This is a genomic window from Butyrivibrio sp. TB, assembly GCF_900110805.1.
GTDB lineage: Bacteria > Bacillota > Clostridia > Lachnospirales > Lachnospiraceae > Butyrivibrio > Butyrivibrio fibrisolvens_C.
This window is the reverse complement of record NZ_FOER01000019.1, coordinates 73083-88083: the sequence shown is the minus strand read 5'-3', so window position 1 is coordinate 88083 and position 15001 is coordinate 73083. Positions and strand designations below refer to the sequence as shown.

Annotated in this window: 9 protein-coding genes; 3 read left to right on the top strand and 6 right to left on the bottom strand. The window is 40.1% G+C overall.

Annotated elements, in window-relative coordinates:
* Window positions 1–105: 105 nt before the first annotated feature.
* A complete protein-coding gene (locus tag BMX21_RS13100; RefSeq protein WP_092045073.1) occupies window positions 106–1434 on the bottom strand; it encodes an MATE family efflux transporter in 1329 nt (442 codons plus the stop codon).
* A 381-nt stretch (window positions 1435–1815) separates the two neighbouring features.
* Between BMX21_RS13100 and BMX21_RS13095 the strand changes: the two genes are divergently transcribed.
* Window positions 1816–3807 (top strand): oxidoreductase, encoded by a 1992-nt coding sequence (locus BMX21_RS13095; RefSeq protein WP_092045070.1) that lies wholly within the window; start codon window positions 1816–1818, stop codon window positions 3805–3807.
* 153 nt (window positions 3808–3960) lie between these two features.
* On the opposite strand, the gene BMX21_RS13090 is transcribed toward BMX21_RS13095, so the two are convergent.
* The 4 genes from BMX21_RS13090 to BMX21_RS13075 all read right to left on the bottom strand — a co-directional run bounded on the left by BMX21_RS13090 (window position 3961) and on the right by BMX21_RS13075 (window position 11723).
* Window positions 3961–6081 (bottom strand): discoidin domain-containing protein, encoded by a 2121-nt coding sequence (locus BMX21_RS13090; protein ID WP_092045068.1) that lies wholly within the window; start codon window positions 6079–6081, stop codon window positions 3961–3963.
* 136 nt (window positions 6082–6217) lie between these two features.
* Entirely contained in the window at window positions 6218–8116 is a 1899-nt protein-coding gene (locus BMX21_RS13085) for a hypothetical protein (RefSeq protein WP_092045065.1), read from the bottom strand.
* A 68-nt stretch (window positions 8117–8184) separates the two neighbouring features.
* Complete coding sequence (locus tag BMX21_RS13080; protein ID WP_092045062.1) at window positions 8185–11202, bottom strand: hypothetical protein; 3018 nt, start codon at window positions 11200–11202, stop codon at window positions 8185–8187.
* Window positions 11203–11369: 167 nt separating this feature from the next.
* A complete protein-coding gene (locus BMX21_RS13075) occupies window positions 11370–11723 on the bottom strand; it encodes a hypothetical protein (protein ID WP_092045060.1) in 354 nt (117 codons plus the stop codon).
* A gap of 391 nt (window positions 11724–12114) precedes the next feature.
* Between BMX21_RS13075 and BMX21_RS13070 the strand changes: the two genes are divergently transcribed.
* Window positions 12115–13092: a hypothetical protein gene (locus BMX21_RS13070; protein WP_092045057.1), complete on the top strand. Its 978-nt coding sequence runs from the start codon at window positions 12115–12117 to the stop codon at window positions 13090–13092.
* A 221-nt stretch (window positions 13093–13313) separates the two neighbouring features.
* The gene (locus tag BMX21_RS13065; protein ID WP_074756188.1) at window positions 13314–14171 is read left to right on the top strand and encodes a LysR family transcriptional regulator; all 858 of its coding nucleotides are present in this window, start codon (window positions 13314–13316) and stop codon (window positions 14169–14171) included.
* Here the strand turns inward: BMX21_RS13065 and BMX21_RS13060 are convergent.
* A complete protein-coding gene (locus tag BMX21_RS13060) occupies window positions 14152–14988 on the bottom strand; it encodes a DUF4097 family beta strand repeat-containing protein (RefSeq protein WP_092045054.1) in 837 nt (278 codons plus the stop codon). The two genes, BMX21_RS13065 and BMX21_RS13060, sit on opposite strands and share 20 nt — an antisense overlap.
* Window positions 14989–15001: the final 13 nt, after the last annotated feature.

The following is a 15001-nucleotide window of genomic DNA, read 5'->3' as shown; positions in this document are numbered from 1 at the left end:
TGCCTATGCTTTTTCAATTTCTCTGCGTGGAGTCTTCTGTGTCTTTTTTCATCATTATGATAGCATTAATGCGTTCAAGATTCAATAATTATATATTTCTGCTACTCACACAATTTCTCTCCAAAGAAAGACCCTAAACAGCCAAAAGGCAACAACTGTAGTGATAATATCAGCTGTAACCTGCGCTGCAATAACACCGTTAAGACCTGCCGTTACAGATAGAATTATCAGAGCTGGCAAGAATACAACCCCCTGCCTGCAGGATGATAAGATAAACGCACCTATCGCCTTGCCTGTTGCCTGAAATGTGCAGATAACTATAAGACATATCCCCATGAGCGGCATTCCAAGAAGCTGGAATATAAGCATCCTTGCCCCCATATCTATCATATCAGGATCAGTCAGAAATCTTCCAAGAATCACTTTGGAAAAAAGAGAAAGAATAAAAAGTGCTACAAGTCCGGTTCCGCCTGTAATAGCCATTCCAAATCCCATGATCTTCTTAAGCCTGTCCTTAAGCTTTGCTCCATAGCAGTATCCGATAAGAGGCTGACCGCCAAAAGCAAGACCCACGATAACGAGTACAGCAATGTTAACGATCTTAAGGACGATACCCATAATGGCGATATTGTCATCGCCGTAAGGTTGCAGGTATCTATTGGTGAGGGTAATACCAACTGTCTGCATCAGATTCGTAATACTTGAAGGAAGTCCTATAGCCAGAACTCCAGAGAATGTCTGCGCGTCAAAGCTAAGGCCTTTCGGATCTATAGAGAGCACATCACTCTTTTGGACAATGATTATGACAAAAAATACTGAGGTGACAACATAACCTATAGCAGTTGCCATAGCCGCACCAGCAGCGCCAAGTCCAAGTCCAAAGATGAAGATAGGATCAAGGATTATATTAACAACAGTTCCAACAACAGATCCTACCATCGATTCCATAGCCTTACCTTCTGCTCTTAAAAGGTTAGAAGGAACCAGTGAAAAGATGACAAAAGTTGACGCAAGAATAAGCCATGTATAGTACTGCTGCGCATAATCATAAGTATTATCAGTAGCTCCAAGCAGCATAACTACCTGCTTTTTAAATACCAGCATAAGTATAGTAAAAATAATACCTGTGATAACAGAGGTATATATACAAAACGTACTCTTACTCCTGGCGCCTTCCCTGTCATGTGATCCAAGAACTCTTGAAACCACAGAGCTTCCGCCTATTCCAAATATATCTCCTATTGCCAGAAGCAGTGTAAATAAAGGTGCGCACAAAGATACTCCTGCAATAAGATCCGTATTGCCGGTCAGCGCGATAAAATAAGTATCCACAAGATTATAAATAAGAGTAACTACCATACCCATAACAACAGGCAGAGCCATCTTCATATAAGCCTTGGGAATCGGTGCTTTTTCAAATAATTCGTTTTGCATTGTTTTATATCCTTTCCAACATGTTATCTTTTTGAGCAAAAAAATAATCCATGACCCGAGATGGATTATGGATTTCCTAACCGTGGCCAGCGATGCAAGCCCTACTACAATATTTAAATATGAAATTCATGGATGAATTTCTATGTCATGATACCACCTTGTCACTTTTTGAGTCAATAAGCGAAATGAATTGTTTAACTCTATCAACTATTTGTTGATGGCTCATAGCGTGATCATATTATAAAATTAATACATATGATAAAAGTTTAACAAAGGCAGGTTAAGCTTTTACACCCGGCTTATGAAGCGTGCTACTAACGCATGTTTCATTATTTTCTCACCAATATATACCAATAATAAACAGGTAGGAGGACAATTTATATGAAGTACCAGGGACTTTTTGAGCCTATCAAGATCGGTAAGCTCGAAATCAAGAACCGCTACGCTATGGCACCCATGGGACCACTTGGTCTTGGCGACTGCGAAGGCGGCTGGAATGACAGAGGTATTGATTACTACACAAGACGTGCCAAGGGCGGCATCGGTCTTATCATCACAGGTGTAACATTCTCAGACACTGAGGTTGAGAAGCCTTCTTTCCCTAATACACCTAACTCAACTTACAATCCGGTTCAGTTCGTAAGAACAAGCCGTGAGATGACAGAGCGTGTACACGCTTACGGTTCTAAGATATTCCTGCAGATGAGTGGTGGATTCGGACGTGTTACTATCCCTACAAACCTTGGAGAGTTCCCTCCTGTATCTGCTTCTGCTATCCCGCACAGATGGCTTGACAAGACTTGCCGTCCACTTACTGTAGAAGAAATCCACGGAATCGTAAAGAGCTTTGGTAAGGGCGCTTACAATGCTAAGCGTGCAGGCTTCGACGGCGTTGAAATCCACGCTGTACACGAAGGCTACCTTATCGACCAGTTTGCTATCTCCTTCTTCAATCACAGAGAAGATGAATACGGCGGATCACTTGAGAACAGACTCAGATTCGCTAAAGAGATCCGTGAAGAGATCGCTAAGACTTGTGGCTGGGACTTCCCTGTTGCAATGAGATTCTCACTTAAGAGCATGGTCAAGGACTTCCGTGAAGGTGCTCTTCCGGGCGAAGAATTCGAAGAAAAAGGCCGTGATATCGAAGAAGGTATCGAGGCAGCAAAGCTTCTTGAGAAATTCGGCTATGACGCTCTTGACGTAGACGCAGGAACATACGATGCATGGTGGTGGAATCACCCTCCGATGTACATGGAGAAGGCTCCTTACAAGGAATTTGCACGTATCACTAAGGAGAATGTAAACATCCCTGTTATCATGGCAGGTCGTGTAGATAACCCTGATACAGCTATTGACTGTCTTAACAAGAATATCTGCGACATGATCTCCCTTGGTCGTCCTACACTTGCTGATCCTGATATCGTTAACAAGATCCGCAGAGGTAACCTCTCACAGATCCGTCCATGTATCAGCTGTCAGGAAGGCTGCATGGGTCGTATCCAGACTTACTCTCTCATCAACTGTGCTGTTAACCCTCAGGCAGGCAAAGAGAGACTTAACAAGTACAACCCTGTTGTTAAGAAGAAAAAAGTCCTCGTAGTAGGCGGCGGTGTTGCAGGTTGTGAAGCTGCACGCGTACTTGCAGAAAGAGGTCATGAGCCTGTCCTTTATGAAGCATCAGACAGACTTGGCGGTAACCTCATCCCTGGCGGTGCTCCGGCATTCAAGGAAGACGATATCGCACTTGCTAAGTGGTACGAAGATGAAATGGTACGCCTTAATGTAGAAGTTCATATGAATACAAAGGCTACTGAGAAAGAGATCCTTGACAGTCAGTATGATGCTGTTATCCTTGCTACAGGTTCTCGTCCTAAGATGTTCTCACTTGGCGATGATGACAAGGTTTACTCTGCAGAGCAGGTACTTCTTGGCAAGAAAGATGCCGGAGACAAGGTTGTTGTAGTCGGCGGCGGTCTTGTAGGATGCGAACTTGCACTTGACCTTGCTCAGAAGGGCAAAAAGGTAACTATCGTAGAAGCTCTTGATAAGCTCATGGCAGTTAACGGACCTCTCTGCTCAGCTAATAAGGAAATGCTTGAAAAGCTCATTCCATTCAACGGAATTGACGTTGTTACAGGTGCTAAAGTTACAGAATACAAGGACGGCGTATTAAAGGCATCTGTAGGCGAAGGAACTAAAGAGCTTGAAGCTGACAGCGTAGTACTTTGCGTAGGTTATGCAAGCGAGAATACACTCTACAACCAGTACAAGAATGATGTAGACGAGATCTATCTTCTTGGCGATGCTAAGCAGGTATCCAACATCATGTATGGTATCTGGGATGCATTCGAAGTTGCTAACCATATCTAATCCCCCACTAACCACTACTACAGCTTTGTATATAGCTGAAATCTTTTTCATAACCTCCCTTTTTTAATATATATAAGCTCTCATCAGATGTAACTTCTGGTGAGAGCTTTTTGTATTTATCATTATCTGATCATAATTTTTCTTAAACTAAACTCAATAAACCAGCAGTTCGCTAACACAGGTATCATCGTACTTGGCACCTTTCTCAGCGCCTGTGATCGTAATAACTATCGTATCTGTCATAACAGGCTCATCAAGCTCGATCTTGGTCCTGTTACTATCAGCAAGATTATCTGAGCTAAATCCCTCGTAGCCATAGCCATCTACGTCACCTTTAACCACGTTTCCACCGCCAAAATCAACGCTTACCTGAGTCAGACGTCCGTTATTATTGTACTGCTCGTAGCTTGCAGTATATCCGTTGCAGATAAGTACGCCGTATACGAGCTGCTCTTTGTCCAAATGGATTGTAATAGTCTCGCCTACGCCTGTGCCCTTTGCGCCTTCAGCCCAGATTGTTGTATAGTCGCCGTCGATAAGGTTTTCTGCGTCGTAGTCATTACCGCCTTGCGAAGAAAGTGTCGAAGACGCCTCTACAGAAGAAACATCTATAGTATCTTCGCGATACCATCCAAATACAACCGTCACGCCAAATCTGCTGTCCTTATTCTTGGCAAAAAGAATATCCGCATAGCCTACAAAAGCTTCATCGCCTCCATTACTTTCATAAAATCCGGGGCCTGTGTAAAGGATATAGTCATCATCTTCAAAAAACTGCATATGCTCAACAAGTTCCCAGGCTTCTCCATCAGCATAAAGAGGATAATAATACTCATCGTCTACATCCTCATGTTCGTCTGGAGTAAAGTTATCTTCACCATAGAAATCTTTGAATATATCCAATGCAATATCCAAAGGAATTGCCGTTTTGTCATTAACAGTCTCGCAGACATCTTCATAGATACCCTTCTGATCCCAGGTTACATAATCCACAATGTGGTAGCGAAGAGATACCTTATCACTATTGTCCATATCAGCAAAGGTTATGCCTTCGTAATCAAGAATACAGGAAAACGTAACGCACTCTGCCATTTCCTTAAGAATATCTTCGTTATCAGGAATCACAGGTTCAGAAGATCTAAGCTCATATATCTTCTCTTCATAAGTATGGGCATCACCACTTGATGCAGACTCTGAATCTTCATCTTCATCATTAAGAAGCTGCAGATAATAGATTCCGCCGTAGTCAGAATCAAACACTCCCGCTTCGCCATCACCCCAGACGTTAACGTACAGTCCTGTATTTAGATCATACGTTGCATTTTTATATTCATAATTTCTTCCTGATTCTTCAGTTTCCATGTGATAATTGATATTGATTATCCCATTATCTCTCTTGATGATCTGGTCAATGGCATATCCTTCTTCCTTGATTTCTATAATAGGGTCATTCTCAATCAGTTTTGAAAGCTCATCTTCACTGATCTCAACGGCTCCGTACTCTTCAAAGTCACCTGTCTCACTACTGTAATAAAAGTAATACGGCTTCCAGGTATGTCCGGTCCATGTACCTTCTTCTGCGTCGCCCTCAAAATCGCAGTACATGTCATATGCACTAACCGTTATATTAAGATCACCCTTTTCCTTGCCAACATAAGATGATCCAAGATACGATACTCTTGATTCTATGCACTTCTCACCATCCACATAATAGATATTTGATACATCTGCTGTTGCATACAGATCCCTGAAGACAACAAAATTTCTATCCTCTTCCTGAAGTATGGAAAAAATATTCTCGTTCTCACCAACTAAAAAGCTAAACTCATCATGAATCTTCTCACATCCAGATTCATTAACAAACCACACCGTACCATCACCAGATCCCCAGTCAGGATCTTCTTCGCCGCCTACAAACATAAAACCTTCATACGCGCCGTCATCATCAAAATCATCTACAAGATAGTACCTGACTTCCTCCTCATCACTCTCCGCGCTTGAAGCCACCTCTTCTATAAACTTTTCTGTGATCTCTTCTGTTGATACTTCATCTTTACTATCTGAATCAGAAGTCTTATTTTTACTATTATTCTTCTGCTGTCCGGGAGCTCCGCTATTACCTTCATGACTGCTATCCTCACCTTCCGTTCCGGACGATTCCTCGTTAGAAGTCTCACTTAAACTAAGCGAACTCCCACACGCAACTGCATTAGTTACAAGTGACGTGAAGGAAATTATTGCTACCATTTTCATCAATTCACTTTTTTTCTTCATCTCATTACCCCTTCATTAACTATTACCTAAAAAAACGCTTCAGCGCGAACTGCCACAGCCCCTACGATGAATGGCAAGGTAGCCCGATGATTATATCAGCGGCATCTTCCGTCCTATCACGACACTTTATGCCAGCTCACTCCACAAACAAGCAGTGCTGATATGTTTCGCCGCTTATCATTGTTACTTCCCACGTTGATATAACCTCTTCGTAATTATCATCATATGTAGAAACATGGATTGTATACAGCGGCATCCCTTCAGACATTGTCATCAGATATGCTCTTCCACTACCTCTGTCAATATAATCATACGCTACGATATCGCCATCATCATCCTGTATTTCAAAATAAGTATTATCTGACAGCGCAACGATCATTACCTTATTAACAGCACCTTCATCCAGTGCCCCCATAACATAAAACATATCACCAGTCCAAATCTGCGGATCTGTTAATATAAAGAACTTTGCATCATCAGGAGCATATTCCATAAATCTTCTATAGTCACTTGCCCTTCCTGAATCCATATAATCGCTGTATGCATTCATAGCGCCGTCACGTCTTTCAGGCAGTTCAAAAGTTTCTTCCTTGGTCTCTTCATCCTGTTTTTTATCATCCCATATAACATATGTACACTTTACACTCTTGCCATCATCTGTAAATTCAAGACTTTCGATCTCTTCACAATCGATGTAGTACATAAGATCCCCGCACAGGTCTCTTATTTCATTTCCATCTGAATATATAGCAGTTGTAAAGTCATCACCAATCCAGGTCAGGTTATTTCCATTAAAGTATTCCTGTACTATTTCACCCCTGAATTTGTCGAAAACAAGATATGAATTCTCATGATGTGATATATAGCACTCTATTATTATTTTGCCATAAGCGCTGTATAAATTATTGATCTTCATGCCTCCGCCAAGATCTGATACATCTATATCAATACCATTATAAGTAAATGTCTCTCCTTCAAAAGAAACTTCCGGATCAAGATCGCCAAGATCATACATTCCGTAGAAAGCGTCATCAACTTCCTGAATATCCTCGATAACACCATCAGATGATACCTTAAGAAGGCACATGTACCTTGGGTTTTCCATATCAAGTCTCTGGCCGTTTAAGAGAAGCTTTTTGTCTATATCATTTGAATACTCATAATAAGCAGATCCCATTGCCCCTGGCATAAATGCAGCCGCTGTATAGCGATTACATGTATACTCATTCTCATCATCCCACGTAATAGGCTTCATCTCCTGAGCCCAAAGTCCCTTATCGTCAGCCTTCCATACCCATGCATAGAACTCGCCATCCTTAAGCTCTGCCGTAGTATCAGCATCGCTCTTTCTGTGCATGATATAAGAATTGGCCCCCATATGAAAAGATCCATCTACCGTATTAGGATCCTGGAACAGCACGCTACCCGCAAATGTATCGCCGTTCCCTGTTTCCTCCATATAAATATAGTCTTCCCCATCACAGCTTCCATAATAGATCTTGCCATCAGACGAATCCTCGTCTTCTACCACATAGCCACTATATTCAAATGTCATCCCATCAAGCCCAGATACATTCACCGTAAACGTCAGCGGCACATCCTCTTCTACATATAAATGATTAGCCACAAACTCCCCAGTACAGCTTTCTTTACTACCCGTATACCCATAGACAAAAGAGCCCTTATCATCAATCTCCATATGAGCATAATCTTCCAACGTAACCGGATTTACAAAATCCCATTCGCCCTCCATAAAGGAAAAGAGCTCCTCTTCAGATTCAGGCACCTTTAAGCCTTCTACATCAGCGCTATCTTTATCTTCTGAATCATCTTCACTTTCATCAGAAGCTTTTTCAGAATCGCCGGATTCTTCATCCTTATCCTTGTCTTTTTTATCTGATTCATCATCTACATCCTCATCAACATCTTCTTCCTTATCATCCGAAGAAAATGCCGAAGCTATATCACCACATCCTGTAAGAAGCGTAGCTCCTAGTGTACATGTCATAAACAGTGCAACTATTTTTCTTTTCATAATATGCTTAGCCTCCTCTTGATAATCCATTTATAAACTGTCAGCCCGCAGGAATCCCCTCGATAACCTCACTCCATAATGACGGGTCGAATATAGTTTATTTTTCCGTCTGCGTCGAAGCATATGTGGCACATGTATACGTACTCGTCGCTTGTAAACGTTCTATCTGATTCATATACAAGATGTCCGTTTTCATCAAATACGCCGTCATCAATTATGATATCTTCCTTACTATACTCACTTCTTATCAGGTCTTCCAATGCCTTTGCGTCTTCAACCACGAAATCTTCTATAGTATAATCATCCTTTGGATGTTCAAATTTAAAATCATCCGAAAACTCAGCCATATAATAAACATCAGAAGTTTCGGTAGGCGTTTCAGGTCCTCCTGTATATACAGTCTCGTAGAAGGCTCCTACAAGATGACCATCTTCATCAGCATAGAATCTCGCATAAGCATATACTGTAGGCTGCCTCTCATAATATTCGTATTGGTATAGATCTCCCCTTGACCCGGGAGCTTCAAATAAGGTAAATAAGGACGATGCTTCTTTTGCCCCCGCCGGAAGAAAAAAATAGGTACAGTTAAGAAGCATGTAAGACTCTCTCCATCCCACATCTTCAAGCGGCTCTCTGTGACACTGGGCCATGGTATAGAATATTCCTTCATCAAATACTTTATAATACTGAAGGACATTTGCGATAGCACTTCCCGATTCCTGCTCAGGATAGTCATAAGCTATATCTTCAAGTTTATCAGGAAGGAGCGTTTGAGGATCTTCATCAGCACTAAAGTCTTCTATTTCAGCTTCATACAAAACATCGTCAAAAGATCCCTCATCTTCACAAACAGGCACTGTAACCTTTGCACTTGCATAATAGAAATGTCCTGTGCCTTCATAAAAATCAAACTGCAGATGTAACTTTCCATTATCTACGTATCCTTTTTTCGTATATTCAGGATACACCGTGCCATATTCCGCCATATCACTAAAATCGCACTCGGCAAGGCGGTATATATCACCTTCATTATTTATCTGCAAAATGATATATTTATCATCATCCTCTTTTTCCATAAGATATGCATTATCATTATCCATGGTCAGATAAATGGTGGTCTTATCAGTTTGGTAAGATGCATGATCTACGTCAACATCACCTGCCTTAAAGATGTAAAAATTATGGGTATATGGATTGAGAGTATAATTATAATTAGTAAAATGCTTTCCATCTGGTGAAAATCCTTCTATAGCTCCTGCGCATATCTCTTCCTGCTCACCATCCGGCAAGGACGTCTTGTATACCCTTCGCATATCACTGCTATTATTACTATACCCGGTCTCTTTCTGAGAATATATGTACTGCCCATCGATCAGATACATATCGCCAAAGCCGTCATCTTCGCATATAGTCTTAATCCCATTCTCGGGAGCATTAGGATCAAAAGTGCAAAGATTTCCTTTTATATACTGCATATCACTATTTGAAAACTCACCCCAAAGGGCATTGTATCTATATGCATCTGATGAATACTGTCTGAAAAGAATCTGATCATCATAGTATACTGCTTCACCAGCCCAGGCTACATCTACTTCTTTATCTTCAGACTTGCCGCCTTTATTATCTGATTCTTCGCTATCTTCGTCACCATCTTCATCTATTTCAGTAAGGGTAAGCTTACCATCTTCAGAAACTTTCAGATAACAAGCGATCGACTCTCCTTCTTCGCCGCCGACTTCCTCGATCACTAAAACTTTATTCATATTTACAGGAAGGAATACAGGAGCAATATCCTCAGAATCCTCTGCATTATCCCAAGAATAGGCAAGTCCTGCGTTTATGCCATCACCATCTTTGATCTTGCCATCTTCAAGAATATAACAGCTCATCTCCCCATAACCGAATTCGTCATGGTCTTCGATAATGATATTTTTATCACCCTTATGATATAGGAAAAAATTGTAATCGCCAGCGCTTCCTTCATATTCAGGGCTATATGACTTGCTGTCTTCTTCGTATGCCAAATGAAATCCCGAAACGTACAAATACTCGTACTCACCGCCGGTGTTAAAACCATATGTAACTGATGCTATTACGCTATTTTCTTCTCCGTCACCATTTGCATCAAAATAGGTCCGATCTCCTGTAGGCATCTGCATGACCCATTCATCCGGTATATCTTTTGAAAACTCTTCGTTAAAAATAGTATTGTCTGCATCTTCACAGAATAAAACTGTAGCGCTGGCGCACATAGGTGAAAATACATTAGAATCAAACCAGAAAGTTACGCCCTGAGGGTCCAGGGTAAAAGAACATTTGCCGTCTTTAAGGCTATCTTTGATCTCTTCTACAAAATCCTCTGCGTCCTTGTTTGAATATTCGCCCATATAAATATAGAGATCATCATCTACGACGGCTTTGACCTTCTCAGATAGAATGGCATAAAAAGCATCTTCATCTGCCACAATGTCAGAAAGTTCTATCTCCTTACCACTTTCTACGTAGTAAGAATGGGCTATGAATGAATAATAGTCAAAGTCAAATGTACCGAAAGTACAACATTCATTTATAAGGCTCAGATATTTGCCATCAGCTCTTCTAAAGAATGTATAGTAATTAGCATCAAATGTATAATCATCGCTTCCTGATAAATCTTCCTTAGCATGGTCAAAACATTCGCTTTCAAGCGCTAATATCTCTTCATTTGCACTTTTAAGTGCTTTATCAAGAGCTTCATGGCTTTGGGCATATTCTTTGTCCAGAGTCAGATAATTATAATTAACATGGATCGCCGGATTATTCTTGCTGTTCACAGCGTAGTCGGAATCTGTATGAAGTAAAAGAATCGGGATATTATCGGAAGAATCTGAGGTTCCATCAGATTTTGGAACTTCTTCAGATTCTATAGAATTGTTTTCAGAAAGATTAGTTTCAGAATCTTTTGTAGTGGAATCAGATACGCTGATGTCATCAGAATCTGCACCACCGCCTCTTGTTAACAACTTGCCACAGCCTGTACCAAGAGAACATACCATAACCATGGACATGGTTACTGACAATAACTTACGAATACTATTATTACCCATATAGTTTCCTCACACTTAACTTTGTTTTGAAAAAATGAGAGAAATAGTTCCATTATTTAGTGTAAGTTATTGTCAATTAATAATCAATATTACGTTTATTTTATCCTGAAGCTAAACATCAAGCAAAAGCTGATATTCAGAAAGCCTTGGATTCAGATTTATCGGAATCACCATACATTGATGGTTTGCTTGAACACTTCCACTCCACCTTTACCTGAAGTGATAGTAATCTTACTTGGTACTGCGCTATTTCCCTTATACTCAGGTGCACAATCAAATGATTGCGCTTTTCCTTGTTTTACGAGGTCCGCAAGAATATCGTCATAGCCTTCTTTGATTCTGTTAATTCCTACAGGTACATACAGAATATTTGAATCATCATCTGATCCACCAAAGATCGGAGACATGATATGCATCCTCTCCAGATTGCCTTTTCTGCATTCCTCTTTTGCCTTTTCAATTGAATCTATTTCCGCAAAGCTCACGTTACGTTTATTTTTAAATAAATCAAATAATCCCATAATCAACTCTCCTTTGGAATAATCTATCAGTATTCAAATTAAGATTGTAACAGCTAATGTACCAGTGCGGCAATAGCTGATATTCAGAAAGACCTACTTTTTTATGACAAAAGAAAGGCTTCGCATCGTCTTCCTCACTTATAGATTACAGGCAAGACACCCAGTGAAATATGGCTTAATAGTATCCCAGAAGGCTTCTTTCATTATCGATAAAACATTTATTGCATCAATAGCCAAGGTATAGTATTCTAAGTTCATCGGTCTTTCGACCAGAAGAGAATGTTGCTTTTTCAGAGCAACATATTCCCACAATAAACTACAAAAATATGTTAGTATAAATGTAGTAGACGTCTTTTTTGTTCTTTCTGCATTTATACAGAAAGGAAGTTTTTTGAAAAAGACAAGAAAGCAAAAACTAAAATATCTATTCCGGAGGGTTACATACCCCTGGATAAACCGCAAGTACAAAGACACCGTATTCAGGCTTCTGTTCAATAACGATAAGAAGGCTCTGCTTGAGTTATATAATGCCATCAACCACTCAAGCTATACTGATCCTGAGGCGCTTGTGGTCAACACTTTAGATAATGCTATATTTATGGGCATGCATAACGACTTATCATTTATCATCGATACCCACCTTAATATTTATGAGCACCAATCTACAAATTGCCCTAACATGCCCCTAAGATGCCTGTTCTACGTAAGTAAGCTCTATGCCCAAATATTTGATGAAAACAAAATCTACAGCAGTAAGGTAAAGCATATTCCAGAGCCTCACTTTGTAGTATTTTATAACGGTGTTGAGCAGCTACCCGAGGTAATGACCTACAAATTATCTGATATGTATGATTCAGATAATACCGCTCCTGACTTAGAGCTAACGGTCAAGGTTCTGAACATAAACCGCGGGATGAATCCAGAGCTGATGAGCAGCTGTGCTAAAATAAGCGGTTACTCAATATTCGTAGCCAAAATCAGAGAGTATAACACAGAATTACCTATTGAGGATGCTGTACCAGCCGCAATAGATTATTGTATCGAAAACAACATATTAAAAGATTTCTTCGTGAAGCAACGAAAGGCGATTACTATGTTTAGTTTGTATGAATATGATTACAAGAGTCATTTAAAAAGTGAACATGATGATGGTTTTGAAGAAGGTCAAGCCCAGGGTATAGCTATTGGCGAAGAACGAGGTATTGCTATCGGCGAAGAACGAGGTGAGTTAAAAAAACTCGCTTCCATAGCCACCAATATGCAAAACAACGGATACTCACTAGATCAAGTATCGGATATCACCGGTGTTGCAATAGCTGATATCCAGAAAGCCTTGGATTCAGTTAAGAATACTCCAACACAAAAATAATAAGAATAACTTCATCATCCCTAAACACTCATGTTTAAGGATGATGAAGCCAAATACAAGTCTTATATCTTTGACTTCCTTACATATATCTACCGCCGTCTTCCCCTTCTAACTCCCCTGTTAACAGAACACGGTACTTTGGCGTTAACAAATCATGGTACTTTAGTTAGCACTATTATTATAAGCAAAACGAACGCCTGTTTTTATGTTACAATAAACCTATGAATACTCGAAATTTAAAATGTTTTCAAACAGTATATGAAGAAAGAAACCTTCAGATAGCAGCAGGCAAGCTCTTCCTGTCTCCTCAGGGGCTTAGCAAGATCATCAAGAGCCTTGAAGATGAATGCGGTGCAGCTCTATTTGTACGCTCTAAGGAAGGTTTTGTGCCTACAGAAAGCGGCAAAGTCTTCTATGAGAAGTCCAAGGTCATAGTACAAAGTCTTAACGACATGTTCCAGTCCATCGAATCCATAGGTGATAAAGAAAAGAGGTTCAAAGTAGGATTCGCAGCAGGAACTATACGTGCTATTGATATCCCCAAAGTAAAAAGCTTCATGGAAGAAAACCCTGAGATCCTTGGAAGCTGGTCAGAGTATGAAAATGCCAAAGTCATAGACCAGGTACTTAATGATGAGATCAGCTTTGGCTTTGTAGTAGGTAAGCCCGCGCAGAGCAATATCACTGCCACTTTAGTTCAGTCACTTGATCTAGTAGTATACATCCACAAGATGCATAGATTCTGGGACAAGAACACACTTGAAATCAAAGAACTTCGTGATGAAAATCTTATCCTAATGAACGAGAAGCATCACTTATACTATGATGTTGTTAATGCCTGCCACATGTGCGATTTCAAGCCGCACATAGCTGCAACCGTTGAAGAAGGTGAAGCTATGTACAAGCTTGTAGAAAATGGAATCGGAATCGGCATATCTCCAAGGTTCCTAAAGGACAATGATAATATCCGTGCCGTAAATCTAAAAGATGCCTATACGTGGGACATTTACGGTATATACCGGAAGGATTCTGCAGATAAAGATATTGCAGAACGTTTTCTTACCGCTTTAAAATCCTGATATCTATATTTCCGGAGATTGCGTTAATGGTCATGTTATTGGCTCCGCTTCCAATGACATAGGTATCACCATCTTTGGAGAATGCCTGCTCGTAAGATACATCGCCGCTTACAACTTTAAACTGTGCTGTAACATCGATCTCCTCAGGCAGATTGACAGTGATATTGCCTGAGGATGTCTTGATCTGAGTATTCTCAGGGACAGTTCTTAATATATATGTTCCATCCCCGCTGGAAGCATTAGCATCCAAACTCTTGATATAATCAGAATCAACATCTATACTGCCGGAAGCTACCGAGATTGTAACCATATCTGCTGTCTCTAAGCCAAGCTTCACATGACCTGATGACGTATTTGCAGTCAGATTGGTACAATTTCCAAACACTGTAAAGTCTATATTACCTGAAGACGTATGCAGATCGATACTGTCAGAACTACATACAGCTGCAGTATTACCAGAAGATACACTGATCTTAAGATTACCAAGTGTTACATTCTTAGGAATGTTTACAGTAAGAGTTTTATCAAGATTATTTAGATTGATATTCTTAGATGATGCACAATACTTGATAAACAAGGTAGTACCTTCTACATAAGAATGCACTTTGTGATCATCGTCAAGATCTTTCTTTGAAGTCTCTTTAATTGATATAGAGTCAGATTCAGATACTTCCAGATAGATATCTCCTGATATATAGTCAATATCTACATTTTGAATATTATCTGTGATATCGCGATCTCCCGATATATATTTATCACCATTATCATATACATATTTGGAAAAAAGACCAAATGAACGTCCGTTAAAAAGTCCCATAAATTATCCTCCC